At 48.0% G+C, this 14879-nt stretch carries 11 protein-coding genes; all 11 read left to right on the plus strand.

Translation table 11 applies throughout. The annotated features are described in order from the left end of the window. The first annotated feature begins 327 nt into the window (after positions 1-327). The 11 genes from E0E36_RS20325 to E0E36_RS20375 all read left to right on the plus strand — a co-directional run bounded on the left by E0E36_RS20325 (position 328) and on the right by E0E36_RS20375 (position 14879). A complete protein-coding gene (locus tag E0E36_RS20325; RefSeq protein WP_130857527.1) occupies positions 328-804 on the plus strand; it encodes a hypothetical protein in 477 nt (158 codons plus the stop codon). Between the two features lie 82 nt (positions 805-886). Further along, entirely contained in the window at positions 887-1216 is a 330-nt protein-coding gene (locus E0E36_RS20330; protein WP_130857528.1) for a DUF4134 domain-containing protein, read from the plus strand. Between the two features lie 8 nt (positions 1217-1224). Next, on the plus strand, positions 1225-1659 hold the full coding sequence (locus tag E0E36_RS20335; protein ID WP_130857529.1) for a hypothetical protein: 435 nt from the start codon (positions 1225-1227) through the stop codon (positions 1657-1659). A 34-nt stretch (positions 1660-1693) separates the two neighbouring features. Further along, positions 1694-7201 carry a helicase-related protein gene (locus tag E0E36_RS20340; protein ID WP_130857530.1) on the plus strand — a complete coding sequence of 1836 codons (5508 nt, stop codon included), beginning with the start codon at positions 1694-1696 and terminating at the stop codon, positions 7199-7201. Positions 7202-7228: 27 nt separating this feature from the next. After that, positions 7229-7567, plus strand: coding sequence for a DUF4133 domain-containing protein (locus E0E36_RS20345; protein WP_130857531.1), 339 nt, complete (start codon positions 7229-7231; stop codon positions 7565-7567). Between the two features lie 12 nt (positions 7568-7579). Continuing rightward, positions 7580-8713, plus strand: a complete 1134-nt coding sequence (locus E0E36_RS20350) for a hypothetical protein (protein ID WP_130857532.1) — start codon at positions 7580-7582, stop codon at positions 8711-8713. After that, positions 8713-10332 carry a hypothetical protein gene (locus E0E36_RS20355; RefSeq protein ID WP_130857533.1) on the plus strand — a complete coding sequence of 540 codons (1620 nt, stop codon included), beginning with the start codon at positions 8713-8715 and terminating at the stop codon, positions 10330-10332. Before E0E36_RS20350 ends, E0E36_RS20355 begins: the two co-directional genes overlap by 1 nt. 299 nt (positions 10333-10631) lie before the next feature. Next, complete coding sequence (locus E0E36_RS20360) at positions 10632-11180, plus strand: hypothetical protein (protein ID WP_130857534.1); 549 nt, start codon at positions 10632-10634, stop codon at positions 11178-11180. A gap of 101 nt (positions 11181-11281) precedes the next feature. After that, positions 11282-13735 (plus strand): TraG family conjugative transposon ATPase, encoded by a 2454-nt coding sequence (locus E0E36_RS20365; protein ID WP_341273593.1) that lies wholly within the window; start codon positions 11282-11284, stop codon positions 13733-13735. Between the two features lie 2 nt (positions 13736-13737). Then, on the plus strand, positions 13738-14427 hold the full coding sequence (locus E0E36_RS20370) for a conjugal transfer protein TraI (RefSeq protein ID WP_130857535.1): 690 nt from the start codon (positions 13738-13740) through the stop codon (positions 14425-14427). Between the two features lie 11 nt (positions 14428-14438). Continuing rightward, complete coding sequence (locus tag E0E36_RS20375; protein WP_130857536.1) at positions 14439-14879, plus strand: hypothetical protein; 441 nt, start codon at positions 14439-14441, stop codon at positions 14877-14879.

The raw sequence follows: 14879 nt of genomic DNA on the forward strand, positions 1-14879 counted from the left end.
CGCCCCAGATAACATCACTATATTTAAGGTCGACTTTACTTCTCAGTACTTCACTTCCCAGCTCCGCACCGAACAAAAATCCTCCCCTTGCAACCTTTCTACTACTTCCAGCCAATCCATAACTTATTCCATTTTTGGAACCATATGGATTATTGGTATATGTACGACCAATGGCACATATTTTTTACGCCCTCATAATATAAAGATAATTCCCTGATCTACAAAGGATACAGGGATACAATTTTAGGATACAGCAAAAGTTGTATCCCTGAGCCGTTTCTGCTCTTGCCACCTTTGTTCCAACAAAACGAAGCAAACAAAAAAGTTATGTTAAACGGAATCACCTGGTCAGAGTATTTAACGGCATTGTTCATAGCAGTGATTATTTATTACCTGCTTATCGCCTTGCGGTACTACCCGAAAGAACTAAAGCGCTGCCTTTCCGGAAAGCGAAAAGGAAACGAAGAACAAGAAGAGGATTTTGATACAGAAAGCGGGTCTGCGACGAAAGCGGATGAAGTACACAACCTTTTTTCGGATGAAGAGTCAACTGAAAAAGCCTTTGCTTCGGCCGAAGAACTATCGAATCAGATTCGGATTACCGTAATGGAGGCTGTTGATAAAAGCCTTTCCAAAGATAATCTCTGCTTATTGCTTGGTACCTTATTGGATGACTATCCACAGTTCCGGGACAACGCTTTTCAGGTTGCTATCAATAACGTGATCAATACTGAATTGGAAAAATACGGTTCCGTCCCCCTCAGTGCTGTAGAGCTAGATGGGTTGTGGAAAGAGGGAAGCTGACGGAAGCCCGCTCCATCCCCTGCCCTATCCGGCAGGGGAAAACGGGGCAAAGCGCAGGAATTTAACCTTTAACAAGTGAAGTATGGGAAAGTGGAGAAAGATGGAAAAGGGAAAACTACGTGCAGTAATGACAGCAGCGCTGGTTGTAATGTTTGTGGCAGCTGTAAAAGCGCAGAGCGGATTGGATGGCATTGAACAGGCCAATACGGAAGTGAGAGGATATTTCGATGCGGGAACAAAATTGATGTACGGGGTGGGCGCGATGATCGGTTTGATCGGCGCGGTCAAAGTGTATCAAAAATGGAACGGGGGAGAGCAGGATACAAATAAAGTTGCGGCCGCCTGGTTCGGAAGCTGCATCTTTCTGGTTGTGGTAACCACGATTATCCGCTCGTTTTTCGGGATCAATTAAAGTGATTTATGCAGAAAATATTAAAGGAACGGTTATACAGCTATCTGGTGGACAACAGGGTTGACCTTTTTCTGGACCTACAGCACAAAGGCGGGCTGAAGGAGTACCTGAACTCAAGTGTGTCGGCCATTGCACCGCAGATCAGGGAAATGCAGGAATCGGGAGAACCCGATCTGTACATCGAGGAATACTGTATGGATGAGCTGACCAGGAAACTGCGCCCATCCCCGTTCCTTTACCTCTACCGTGTGCTGGAAGAGGAATTTGAGGAGGATTTTCACCGCATGCGTGAGGATGGTATCCTCACCTATGAGCTGATCAATATACTCGGCTGCTGCCGCGACATTTTTGAGCGAAATGCCTTTTCGGAGGAAACGGAAGAAGACCGTTACCTGCGGTATGAAATTACGGGCGCCGTCGGGGATTATCTATCGGGATCATAAACCAGAGCATTGGTGATGGAAGGGAAAGTGCGATATGGGATACAATGTAAAGGAGAAACTGAAAGATAACCTGGCGGCTATCCGTATAGCTTTTGACTACCGTAATGGCAAGGTACTTGCAGCGGATGAAGCAGCAGTATTATCGCGTTACAGCGGCTTCGGGGGGATTAAAGCTGTCCTCTACGACTGGAGGGACCGCGAAGACTGGATGGACCAGATTCCTTCGGAAAGGGACCGGGAGCTCTATCCGCTCCTAGATGATCTCCATACGGTACTGAGGAAAAATTTTACCCCGGATGAATATCGCAGAACACTTTCCTCCCTTAAACACAGCGTCCTAACCGCTTTTTACACGCCGGACTTTCTTCCGGAAATCATTTACGGAACGATGGACAAGCTGGGTATCAGCCTGCGGAATATTTATGAGCCAAGCGCAGGAGCGGGCGTCTTTGTCGCCGGTGCTGTAAAAATGGTACCTAAGCTTGAAAGCGTGACAGCTATCGAAAAAGATCAGCTGACGGCAATGGTGCTGGAAGCATATGCCTCTACATTTCCCGTAAATGTACAGGTTCAGGAAAAAGGTCTGGAAGAAACTTCCCGTGAGGAGAACGGCCGGGCTGATCTGGTGATCAGCAATATTCCTTTCGGAAACTTTTCGGTGTACGATCCCACGGTAACGGATAAAAACCTTACCGGAAGGATCCATAATTATTTTTTTGCCAAAGGTCTCGATAAACTGAGGGACGGTGGGCTTCTTGCCTATATCAGTACGGACACCTTCCTTAACAGTTCGCTGAACCGTGCCGCCCGGGAGCATTTATTCTCCCGTTCTGATCTTGTCACCCTTGCCGTGCTGCCTGAGAACCTGATGCGGGATACGGGAAATACCGACGCTCCCTCCCACCTGATCATTGTCCAGAAAAACAACAGTAAGAAAGCCCTTACGGAAACGGATAAAATCCTGTTGGAAACCGTGAGCCGGGAAAATGACTTTGGCAGCTATACGCTCAACCGGTACATAGCCGAGTATAGTGATATCATTTTGGGTAACCGGATGGTTGAAGGAAGAAACCAGTATGGCGAGGCGCATCTTAAGATCCTGCAGGAGGGTGAGATCAGCGGTATCGGCAGGCGCCTTGAGGCTCTTCTGCTGGACGGTTTCGGTAAAAGATTCGAGAGGAGCCGCTACGAAACCGTTCACGACCCCATTGAGCCGGCAAAGGTTGTAAAAGAGGGTAAAAAACTCACCTTTTTACCGCCGCCCGAAGGTGGTAAAAGGGAGCAGGTAACTGTACAGCTCGGGCTTTTCGATATACCACGGGAGGCTCCCGACAGATCTGCTGCCTACCTCAACGAGCTGGACAGGGCCTCGATGCGTGCGGATACGGCCCGTATCATTGCCACCATTAGGACTCCCGAAGAAAACGACCATGAAAGCGTTGTGCTAATTACGGCACAGCAGGCAAAAACGGGCAGATATCTGTACAGGTTATTTTCCAACCTGCGGGAGATCACCTTCCGCTCGATGTGGCACAGCGGTAGGAGCCTCGGCCCTGAACTGGAAAGACTCCGTAACCTTCTTTCGGTTTACGGCAATACCTTCCGTTTTGAGGGTGACCGGAGCCTGGAAAAAGCTTTTGGGCTGTCTGAAAAAAAAGAGGATATCTTCCATGGTCTGCAGCCTTTCCATAAAGAAGGGATGCCGCTTATATACGAAGGGCGGATCGTCCGTTTGCTCAAGCCGGATTTTGGAAAGGACCGTGCGGGCTTTGAGCCACTGGAAGTTGGCAAAAACAGACTGGAAGCTTCCCATGCTTATATCGGTCTGCGGGACGGCTACCTGCGACTAATGGAGCTGGAATCGGCGGAACAGGATACCGGCTATGCCCGCAGCGAACTCAACAATCTGTATGATCGGTTCGCCAGCGAACATGGACAGCTCAATTCGGCGCAGAACAGGCAGCTGGCGACGCTGGATCCGGTATATTCGCACGAAGTATTTTCCTCTCTGGAACGACGGGAACACGACCGTTTTGTCAAGGCCGATATGCTGGACGGTCCGCTCGGTGCGGACCATGATTTTCACACAGAAGATCCGGTAGAGGCGCTGGCGGTCAGCCTTAACGATAAGGGAGGCGTCGATCTCGATTATATTGGAAAGCTTACGGGAAAAGAGCAGCACCTGCTGATCGCGGAACTCAAAGGTCATATCTATTTTGAACCCGGAGAACGAAGATGGGTAACAGCAGATAGCTACCTCAGCGGCAATGTGGTTGCAAAACTTAAAGTCGCCAGGGAGCAGGTATCAGAAGAGGCAGAAACCCCTTTTTTTGCCGACAGTCTACAGGCCATTGAAAAGGTGCAGCCCGAAAAGATCTCTTTTGAACTGCTGGATTTCAACCTTGGGGAACGCTGGATACCGCAGGAATACTACAGCCGTTTTGCCTCCGGGCTTTTCGGAACACCGGCAACGGTCAGTTATTACCGTTCGGTGGACATTTTCAAGGTTGAGATTCCAGATGCCAATCTGGCCGTGACCGAAGAGTATGCGATCAAGCCCAAAAGTGGCAGGACAATGTACGGCTACACGCTTTTCGAACATGCACTGGAAAACACCTTTCCCTCCTTCAGTTACCCTATTGCCAATGCCGAGGGAAAGGAAGTGCGGGTCCCCGACAATGAGGCCATCCAACAGGCGCACGAAAAGATCGAAAAGATACGGGACAGGTTCCTGTTGTTCATGAAAGAGCTCCCGGGCACCGAAAAAAAAGCGATTGAAACGGCCTATAATGAACTCTACAATTGCTACGTCCTACGGAAATTCGATGGTACTCACCTGAAATTTCCGGGACTCAGCAGGAATGCGCTGGGAATACATGATCTTTACAATTCCCAGAAAGATGCCATATGGCGGATTATCCAGTCCCGGGGTGCCCTGATTGATCACGAGGTCGGTCTGGGAAAAACACTGACCATGGTAGTCGCCAGTCGAGAAATGAAACGGTTGGGTATTGCGCATAAACCGCTTATTCTGGCATTGAAGGCCAATGTAGCCGAGATTGCAGTTACCTATCGGAAAGCCTATCCCAACGCCCGAATACTTGCCCCCACTGAGAGTGACTTCGTTCCGGCCAAAAGGACGCGGATTTTCCATGAGATACGCAACAACAATTGGGACGCCGTTATCCTGACCCATGACCAGTTCGGAAAGATCTTGCAGTCGCCCGAGATCCAGCAGCAGATTTTACAGACCGAGCTTTTCAATCTGGAGCGGGACCTGGACGCCATGGAAAAGGGTAATGGCAGGACCGGCAAGCAGATCATGAAAGGACTGGAGATCAGGAAGAACAATCTGCAGAACCGTCTTTCAGAAGTTCAGCGCAGCATGGATAACCGCAAAGATCAGGACATTTACTTTCTGGATATGGGCATTGACCATATTTTTGTCGATGAATCCCATAAATTCAAGAACCTGACCTTTTCTACCCGGCACGACCGCGTAGCAGGTCTGGGGAATACGGAAGGTAGCCAAAAGGCACTGAATATGCTCTTTGCGGTTCGCAGCCTCCAGCAAAAGTTCCAGAGTGACCTCTGCGTTACCTTCCTGTCGGGCACACCGATCAGTAACAGCCTGACCGAGCTTTACCTGATCTTCAAATACCTGCGCCCCAATGAACTTCAGCGGCAGAACATTTCAAATTTCGACAGCTGGGCTGCCGTTTATGCCCGGAAGACCACCGACTTTGAGTTCTCCGTGACCAATGAGATCATTGCCAAGGAACGTTTCCGCCATTTTATCAAAGTGCCCGAGCTCGCCCTGTTCTACAATGATATTACCGATTACAAAACAGCCGAACACATCAAACTCGACCGCCCGCAGGTGGATGAAGTGCTGGTCAATATCAAGCCTACACCCGAGCAGGAAGAATTTATAGCCAGGCTGATGAGCTTTGCCCAGACAGGTGACGGAACGCTTCTCGGTAGGGATCCCCTAACAGATACAGAAGACAAGGCCCGTATGCTGATTGCGACCAATTACGCCAAAAAGATGGCCGTGGATATGCGCCTGATCAGTCCGGAATATGAAGACCATCCCGATAACAAGGTCAATACCTGTGCCCGCAATGTTGCTTTGCTTTACGGGGAAACTGCTGCATTCAGGGGAACACAGCTCATCTTTTCCGATATCGGCACACCGGGCAATAAAGGATTCAACGTATACGATGCACTTAAAAAGAAACTGGTGGAAGATTTTCACATTCCGGCTTATGAGATCACTTTTATCCATGACTGGACCGACCGGAAAAAACCGGAGCTCTTCCGCAAAATGAACAGCGGAGAGATACGCATCCTGATAGGCAGTACCGAAAAGGCCGGTACCGGCCTGAACGTCCAGCGGCGGATGGTGGCCCTTCACCACCTGGATATCCCCTGGACACCAAAAGATCTCGACCAACGTGTGGGCCGTGGTGCCCGTCAGGGTAACGTGGCCGCCAAGGAACACAAGGGAAACAAGATCAAGAATTTCATTTATGCCGTTGAACAGAGCCTGGACAACTACAAGTTCAATCTGCTCAAGAACAAACAGCTGTTCATCAGCCAGATGAAAAATTCCGGTCTCTCGGTAAGGAGCATCGACGAAGGTGCTTTTGACGAGAAGAGCGGCATGAACTTCTCGGAATATATTGCCATCCTGTCCGGAGATACCACGCTACTTGAAAAATCACGTGTGGAGAAAAAGATCACCGTACTGGAAAACCTCCATCACTCCCACCGGCAGGAACAGGCTCGGCTGCGCTATGAACTGGAAGACCTGCAATCGGAACATGAAAAAACCGGTTCCACGCTCGAAAAGCTCAGGGCGGATGAAAAACATTACAGTGAAAATCTGCTCCGGGATAAGGACGGCACCAAAATGAACCCTATTCAGTTGAGTGACCTGAGTGCGGGTGATCCGGAAATCATTGGAAATGCCCTGATCAAAATCCATTCGGGCTGGAAACCGAAAGGAGGTTCGGGAGACCGTGAACAGATCGGCTCGCTGTACGGTTATGATCTTTACGTGCACCACCACTGCGAAACCAATGGTTTCGGGAAAAATGGCTGGACGTACCGGTATTTTAACACACTTTACGCCGAAAGTCCCGCTACCGGAATACGCTATACGTATTCGGGCGGAGAGCCCAACAGAGATAACCCGAAAACCGCATCACGCTATTTTCTCAGTGCTATTGACCGTGTCGGCAAACTCCGCGAGAAATCGGAGACAAAATATAATCAACAGGACGAAAAGCTCAAAGGCCTTGCCTCTCTGATGGAGAAGCCCTTCCAGCGGGCCGAAGAGCTCGCTGCACTGAAAGAAGAGTTAAAAGATCTGGAGGAAAGACTGACAAAGAAAATGGAAGCCACACAAAAGATCCAGGAAGGAACGGAAGTTTCCGACAAAAAGCAACGGGAAGATATGGACGTACAAGTACCTGTCATTCCTCTGAAAAAGGAAGAAGAACCGGCAGGACGTAAGACTTCTGCCGTACGGTTATGACACAGTACCCTTTAACTATAAACAGCCATGGCAAACAGTGTATACGAAATCAATAAAGGGGTAAATGCTCCGGTAGAATTCAAAGGTCTGAAAGCACAGTATATCTGGTACCTGGGAGGACTGATCGTTGTGCTTCTTATCCTTTTCGCGATACTTTATATGGTCGGTATCCCTTCGCTGATATGCATTGTCCTTACCGGCGGCGGTGGCACACTTGCCGTCATGCGGATTTACAGGCTATCGGAAACCTATGGGCCACATGGCCTAATGAAACTGACGGCCAGCAAAAGAATACCTAGGGTAATCAGGTCAAACAGCAGGAAAATATTCAGGCAGAGAACCGGTAGTCCAAATGTTAACCGTTAGCAAAAAAGAAAGATGGAAGAGCAAAAGAGAATTTTCTTAGCCGATATCCTGTTTAGGATTGATCCTATTTTCGGACGCTTCATACAGGTGGGAAATCCCGACAATGAGATCCATTTCGATAGCTTACAGGATCGATCAGGCTACTATTCGACGGTAATCGACAAGGCCAAATTCCAGATTGACCCGGCAACGGATGGGGAAACACCAAGCGAAATCCAAAAGATCAATATTCCAGAGGCAGTTATCTATGGAGAATATGAAGAAGGTTCCGACTATGCGCAGAATTTTAACATGGAGCATGCCCGGGAGTGTAATATCCGATTGGTTGACAGAGAAACACTGGCGGAACTGGAAGAATACCCATTGACATTTAAACACCGTCACCTTCCCACAATCGATATCGGCGGATTTGAATATGAGATCGATGTATCCTTTGATGTACTAAGGCAAAAAGAGGACCCCCTCTCCGTGATCGAGTTCTGTGATATGGAAAAAGAGGAACAGGGATATTCTTTTGTTTTTGACAGGGAGAGCCAGCCAATCAATTATTTCGAAGAGGGCGTTGAAGACCGGATCAAAATCCATCTGCCTGAAATGGTCGAGCTTGATCCGGAAGGGATGTCGCTTAAATATGGCGTACCGGTAGAAAAATTGCCGGAAAAGGACAAAGACATCGAGTGCAGCCACGAAATGATCCATCATAGGATACATGAAGGGAATCTTCCGGTTATCCGCATCGTTGATAGAGACTATTATGTTGATCTGCGCATGGGTCAATTAAGGGCAACTGATCAATTCTGGAAGACAATTGATCTAAACCGTACCGAAGAAGCACGTGATTCATCTTTACTTTTTGCCTACAACTACCACAGGCATGAGCTGGTGGACATCAACGAAAATATCACTGCGTATCCAAAAAATACGGTTCTGGTGGCCCTTCCACATGAATCTAAACTGGACCCTGTCGGCGCGGGCAGAAAAGACTGGGGTGACGAGCTGGCTTTACTGGATCAATACCCGATCCAGCAGCGGATGGAGGCCCGGATTTTTCCGCTGGAAAAAATAAAGCCCATTGCAGAAATGATCGAAGAGAACCTGAAAAAACAACAGGTCAAACAGGATAGAAAAAAAGGAAGGAGAATGTAATGCTATTACCACGCATCATTATTGATCAGGCACTTTTTTATATTGATATCTCAGGTAAACAGCTTGTTGAGACCGATAATCCGCACAATATTATTCCGTTTGCCGAAATGGAAAGACGCGAAAGACATTACGATCTGGTCTACAATGCGGCTTCAAAGAATGTAGGAAACCTCAGTGCCTTCCCTATGAGCGATATACCGCCGTTTGAACTCATTAAAATCCCTAGGCGCCTGCTGGAAAAGGGATATAAAGAGGGGTCCGAGTATGCTGACACTTTCAATGAACGGAGCTATGAAATAGATGCGGGTGTTCTGCTAGTTGACAGTTATATGGAAAAAAGGCTGTCCGGTGAACTTCCGACTGTCAGTATCGCCGCCACAAGTTATGAGGTGGACGTTTCAAAGGGCGAACTGACAGGCGTGGGCCATTCCGCTACCATTTCCGTTCACCATTTCACCGAGGTTGATAATCACCTTCTCGGCTTTTTCCAGAAAGGAGTTCCTGTCATACCGAATATCAATTCGATGGCGGAAATCCCGAAAGACCTGTCAATCATCGAAATTCCAAAAATGGAAGCTATGGACCCGATAGGATATGCCGATCACCGCTTCGGCAGATGGTATAAGTCCCTGAGAAAATTTTCAGGTGAAGGCGCATCATTTGCCGGATGGGGATTTTCTCCCGATCGGACAATTCTGAGCGACATTGTCCGAGGCAACCGCGAAAAGATAGATTCCGTTCGCACACGGATACAGATCAGCTCTGGGAGCTCCGGTCCGCAAACCGAAGAATATCCCTCGGACCAGATAAGTGAATCGCTGGTCACACTGAAGGAAACCGGCATGCCGAGGATTATTATCGACCAAACCGTTTTCGGTATCGATACTGTCCGTCAACATCTTATTGAGCTGGGAGATCCCGGTAATACAATTTCGTTCGCTGGATTGGAGTCCGGTAACTACTTCGCCTTTGAGTATGATAGAAAAACAAGGAATATTGCCAAAAATCCGAGCTTCAGTGACAGTCTGTACACCAGGATAATGCATATATGCATCCCCACGGATCTACTCAGATCCGGTTACAAAGAGGGTTCGGCATATGCTTATGCATTTAATCTCGAGTGCAAACATCAAAGCGTTCCTGTGCAGCTCGTGGACAGAACCATACTTGATCGGTTTGACGGTCATCTTCCTATACTGGAAATCGCACACAAGCCATATTTCATTGATATCGCGAATGAAAAATTTGAGGCATGCGATAAGACCGGTACGCTTCATTTCGATCAATTCGAGCAGTGGGATGGGCTGTTAAAGGGGTTTATGGACATTGAAAATGGCACCATGTCCGATGCCGGTAAATTGACGGAAATTCCCAGAGGATTACGTCTTTTGGAAATACCCCACCCGATGAACCTGGACCCGATCGGTTATGCCGCCCGCCGCTGTGACTGTTGGGCATATTTGCTGAATGACAACAATATCTATGAGATGAAACATGCAGTTGAAATCAACCCAAAGGAAACAATGCTTGTCAAAACCGTCAGAAAAAACCATTTCGTAAAGAAATACAGCGATGATCTGAAGCTCAATCCGAGAAAACAGTATAAAAGAAAGCTATGAACAATACTCCGGTTTATGGAACAGATGATTCATCAGAAAAGAGGACGAATATGAAAAGAGGACTACCGAAATATTACCTGGAGAACTGCTGGTTCACGGTCGATGTAATGAAGGACGAACTGCGTCAGGTCGATAGGCCGGACAATACCATATCATTCAAGGATATGACCTATGAAGGAAAGTGGTACCAGTTCTGGTATGACCAGCAGACCCACAACATTGCCCGCCATTTCCCCGGTATTGATGACCTTTTCGCGCTTGTCCGCCTTCCACCGCTGACCGTGCTTGACCCTGAAGGAATGGCAAAGCTGAGCGGATTGAACGAGGCGGAGATTAGGGGACGAACGGATACGGAACTGCTTACAGACCCCGGTATGCTTGAACGCAGACGTAACGGGGAACTGCCCGTCATTCACGTCGGAGGGCATGACTTCGAGATAGATTGGAATGAAAGAGTATTACGTCACGTCCATGATAGCCGAAAGATTATCAATCTGCGGTCAGTCCCCAGCAGCTCAGAAGGTAAAGAGATAGACTTTTATTTCCATACCGGAAGTGGTGAACGGATATACCTACCGGCGGCACCGACCAGACTGCCGGAAAATGTAGTACTTGTTACACTTCCCAATGAAATTCACCTTGATCCGCTGGGTGTGGCAAGGAGTCTGGGTCTGGACGACTTGTATTTTATGCGGAAATATCCATTACAGATGCGGCACGTTGCCAGGGTAACCCAGCTGAAGGATACCGCGCTGCCCGAAATCGTACGCAGAAACCAGATCGAAAAAGAGATTGCTATCGGAGAGAGACAAAAGACAAAGTCAAGAAGAGCGAAACATATCAAATAATAAACAGTCGGAATCGGAAGAAACCGGTTTCCGCTTCATAAACTGAACAGAATTCAGTGTGGGTTCAATATCCCCATCACTGAAGATAAAATAATAAGGCAATGGTGAAAATGGAAAAGTGGTTGGAAGAAGTATTGCCCATCATGGATGTTGAACATAACTGTATTATATCCAAAAAAGGAGATATTACCATCGGATATCGGATGGAATTGCCAGAACTGTTCACCTTGGTAGGTGAAGATTACGAAGCCCTGCACCAGTCATGGATCAAGGCGATAAAAGTACTTCCAAAGCACTGCGTAGTGCACAAACAGGACTGGGTCATTGAAAAGTCGTTCAGCTATCCACATGACAACCGAAGTTTTCTGACCGACGCAGCTGCGCGCCACTTTAATGGCAGGAAATATTTCGATCATACGGCCTACCTCTTCCTCACCAAGAAGCCCGAGGGACGCAAACCCGGTTCTTCCATGGCGTCCCATCTGATCGGTCCAGGCATTATTCCCGAGCAACTGATAAATGACCGGATGTTGCAGGAGTTTTCTGCCAGCTGCCAGCAGTTCCGACAGATCATCAATGATTCGGGTCTTGCTTCAATGCAGCGATTAAAGGATGACGATCTGCTCAGCACAGGCAAAAAAGCGGGTATCATTGAGCGTTACTGTTATTTATCAGAAAAAGAGGATAGCCCGATTGTAAAGGACATTCAGATAGAAGGAGAAGAATTTAAGATAGGCAGACAGCGCGTTGAACTCTATGCGCTTTCAGATGCAGCAGACCTGCCGTCATTGTCCGGAAGCAGGATTACCTACGATAGGTTCAGTACGGACAGGAGCAGTTTCAGTGTCGGTTTTGCCTCTTCCCTTGGACTTCTATTGCCCTGTAACCATATCTACAACCAGTTCATTGTTCTCGAAGACCCACAGAAAACGATTGTAAAACTGGAAAAGAAAAGGTTACGCTTGCAGTCTCTGGCAGCCTATTCACGAGAGAACGCCATTGCGTGGGAAGCGACCAACGCTTTCCTGAACGAGGCGATCGGACAGCAGCGCCTCCCCGTCAAGTCCCATTTCAACGTGATCGTTTGGGCCGAAAACAGGGAGGAGCTTAAAGATCTGCGTAACCAGGTAACTACGGCCATGTCGCGGATCGACGCCTCTACCAAGCTCGAAACGGTTGGTGCGGCTCAGCTGTTCTGGGCGGGTATCCCTGGGAATGCTGCCGATCTTCCCTTGAATGAGTGTTTCGACACCTTTGCCGAGCAGTCTGCATGTTTTCTCAATGTCGATACGAATTACCAAAGCGACCCGTCCGGTACGGGTATCCGTTTCTGCGACCGGCTGAGCGCGCGTCCTGTTTTTACGGACTTTTTCATAGGTCCGAGAAAAAAGGGAATCACTTCGAACATGGGAACCCTCATCTGCGGTTCAAGTGGTGGCGGAAAGAGCATGACCACCAACCACATCCTACATTCGCTGTATAATCAGGGAGCGCACTGTGTGGTGGTTGACATTGGCGCAAGTTACCGCGCACTGTGTGAAATGCTGGGAGGCTATTACTTCACTTATACCGAAGATGATCCGATCCGGTTCAATCCGTTCTATCTGCCTGCGGGTCAGGTATTGGATACCGAGAAAAAAGAAAGCCTTAAGGCCCTGCTCGTATCCCTATGGAAAGAGGAAAATGAGAGCTTCAATCGTTCAGAATATGTCGCGCTATCTAACGCCATCAGCGGTTATTATCGGCTTCTGGCGTCCGATAAAAACATCTTTCCCTCCTTTGATACTTTTTACGAATACCTACGGGACACTTATCGCCATACACTTGAAGAAAGCAGGGTAAAGGAAACCCGCTTTGATATCGACAACTTTCTATACGTCCTGCAACCATATTATCGCGGGGGTGAATTTGACTTCCTGCTGAATGCCACGGAAAATCTCGACCTGCTTGACCAGCCTTTCATCGTGCTGGAACTCGACAATATCAAGGATCATCCCACGATTTTTCCGGTCGTAACACTCACGATTGTTGAGCTCTTTATTTCCAAGATGCGCAAACTTCCCGGAGTGATCAAGGTGCTTACGGTTGACGAGGCATGGAAAGCTATCGCCAAATCGGGCATGGCCGAATTCCTGAAATATGCGTTCAAGACCATCCGTAAATTCAACGGTATTCCGATGGTCATTACACAGGAACTCGATGACCTGATCAGTTCGGAGATCATAAAGGAGGCGATCATTAACAATGCCGACATCAAAATCCTGCTCGACATGCGCAAGTTCATGAACAAGTTCGATAAACTGCAGGATACGCTCGGGTTCTCCGAAAAAGGCAGAACGCAGCTCCTGTCCGTCAATCGAGACAACCGCGAAATATTTGTGGACCTCGGCGGTCAGGTGATGAAGGTTCTACGCAACGAACTCTGCCCGGAGGAATATTATGCCTTTACGACCGAAGGAAAGGAACGTGTGGAAGTGATTGAGTATGCCAGAAAATATGGCAGTATGGAGGAAGGGATACGGCACCTGGTAGAAGATAGTAAAAGAAAGGAATGAACATGGATCTGATCAGAAAATTATTTATCGGAACGGCACTGTGTGTCCTTGTTCTATTTCCGCGGAGCACGGGTGCAGCTGTTCCTGCAGCTATCCTTGCGGTAATACAGGCAGGGGTAAAGCGCGTGATCAAAGCAGTCGACCTTAAGATCCAGCGTGAACAGAACAAGATCATCTGGCTGCAGAATGCGCAGAAAACCATTGAGAACACATTGTCAAAACTTAAACTGGACGAGATCACCGACTGGACGGAGCGGCAGCGTACCCTCTATGCAGACTATTTCGATGAAATGTGGAAAGTGAAGAGTGCGATCAGCTATTACGGACGGGTGCGTGACATGGTGCAGCTGCAGGTCGATATGGTCAATGAATACCAAAGGGCGTGGAAACTATTCAGGCAAGACGACCATTTCAGTCCGGACGAGCTCAGTTTTATGGAGGAAGTCTATAACGGGATGCTGGAACAGAGTGTTAAAAACCTCGATCAGGTAGAGCTGGTAATACAGGCGTTCAGCACGCAGATGAGCGATGCCAAGCGACTTGAAACGATCAACGCAGCAAAGGAGATGATGGAAGAAAACCTGTCGGACCTACGGCAGTTTAATCGCGGGAATACACTTTTGAGCCTGCAGCGCGCGCGGGACCGGGGCGACATTGACCGCGTGAAACAGCTTTATGGAATCAAAAATTGAAAGGAGTATTGATGAGAAACGATCTGGAAAGACTGCTTGAAAATATAGATGGTTTTGATCGCTTGCTAAAATCGAAAGGTTACGAAGGTTATTTTCTAACCAATGCGGGGTGTCCGGGCAGATTCCGTGAAAGTATCATGGATTATATCTATGGTATTATTGCAGGAACCGAGTCCCGCACGGAGAAAGGATTGTCTTTCTCAACCTACCTGCGCTGGAGCGCAGATCCGGAATATTCCTCAATCCATCTGAACATGAATGTCGATTACTCAAGGACGCAGAGCTTTCAGGTAAGAGAAATGACCATCAGAACCGAAAATATTTACGGCGAGACCGGAAACGAGAAAAAGATAGAAAATATACAGGGCAACCATAAAATACCCGATTGTAAGCAGGCGATGAATATGGTTTTAAATAAGCCAAAAAAACAAAGTAGGATAAGAAAAATATAA

The sequence above is a fragment of the Olivibacter jilunii genome, from assembly GCF_900607235.1.
GTDB classification, from domain to species: Bacteria; Bacteroidota; Bacteroidia; order Sphingobacteriales; family Sphingobacteriaceae; genus Olivibacter; species Olivibacter oleidegradans.

What these genes read in the sequence shown, in the direction of transcription:
- E0E36_RS20330 (WP_130857528.1), top strand. Translation starts at nt 887, where the DNA reads ATGGGAAAGTGGAGAAAGATGGAAAAGGGAAAACTACGTGCAGTAATG.
- E0E36_RS20335 (WP_130857529.1), top strand. Translation starts at nt 1,225, where the DNA reads ATGCAGAAAATATTAAAGGAACGGTTATACAGCTATCTGGTGGACAAC.
- E0E36_RS20360 (WP_130857534.1), top strand. Translation starts at nt 10,632, where the DNA reads ATGGCAAAGCTGAGCGGATTGAACGAGGCGGAGATTAGGGGACGAACG.
- E0E36_RS20365 (WP_341273593.1), top strand. Translation starts at nt 11,282, where the DNA reads ATGGTGAAAATGGAAAAGTGGTTGGAAGAAGTATTGCCCATCATGGAT.
- E0E36_RS20340 (WP_130857530.1), top strand. Translation starts at nt 1,694, where the DNA reads ATGGGATACAATGTAAAGGAGAAACTGAAAGATAACCTGGCGGCTATC.
- E0E36_RS20375 (WP_130857536.1), top strand. Translation starts at nt 14,439, where the DNA reads ATGAGAAACGATCTGGAAAGACTGCTTGAAAATATAGATGGTTTTGAT.
- E0E36_RS20355 (WP_130857533.1), top strand. Translation starts at nt 8,713, where the DNA reads ATGCTATTACCACGCATCATTATTGATCAGGCACTTTTTTATATTGAT.
- E0E36_RS20370 (WP_130857535.1), top strand. Translation starts at nt 13,738, where the DNA reads ATGGATCTGATCAGAAAATTATTTATCGGAACGGCACTGTGTGTCCTT.
- E0E36_RS20345 (WP_130857531.1), top strand. Translation starts at nt 7,229, where the DNA reads ATGGCAAACAGTGTATACGAAATCAATAAAGGGGTAAATGCTCCGGTA.
- E0E36_RS20325 (WP_130857527.1), top strand. Translation starts at nt 328, where the DNA reads ATGTTAAACGGAATCACCTGGTCAGAGTATTTAACGGCATTGTTCATA.
- E0E36_RS20350 (WP_130857532.1), top strand. Translation starts at nt 7,580, where the DNA reads ATGGAAGAGCAAAAGAGAATTTTCTTAGCCGATATCCTGTTTAGGATT.